Below are 364 nucleotides of genomic sequence, written 5' to 3' on the forward strand. Positions count from 1 at the left end.
GCGGCCTTACGCCCAGGGCCGTGCTCGACAAGCTCGCCGCCATCCAGATGCTCGATGTCCACTTCCCCACCACCGACGGCCGGACCCTCATCCTGACCCGCTACACCGAACTCGCCGCCGATCAGAAGCTCCTCGTCAGCCAGCTCGGCCTCACGCTGCCGCCGCAGCCACCGCCCAGGATCACTGCCGCCGGTGCCCTCGACCGCCGGCCCGAGCCCGCCATGTAGTGAAGACCTTTCACGAGCCGCCGTTGATTCGATTACACTTTCTGCCTTCGCTACTCGCCAGTAGGGAAAGTTGGGTTAGCGCTCTCGGCGCCACACATCTTCATTGTCATCCCTTCACTGTCATCCCGAGCGAAAGC

1 pseudogene is annotated in these 364 nt (G+C 64.3%); it reads left to right on the plus strand.

The features are described 5' to 3' along the window. Window positions 1-227 (plus strand): annotated as a pseudogene (locus I8N66_RS37210) (IS1634 family transposase); the annotation flags it as partial. Window positions 228-364 lie beyond the last annotated feature (137 nt).

The sequence above is a fragment of the Ensifer sp. SSB1 genome (assembly GCF_016652895.1).
Taxonomy (GTDB): domain Bacteria; phylum Pseudomonadota; class Alphaproteobacteria; order Rhizobiales; family Rhizobiaceae; genus Ensifer.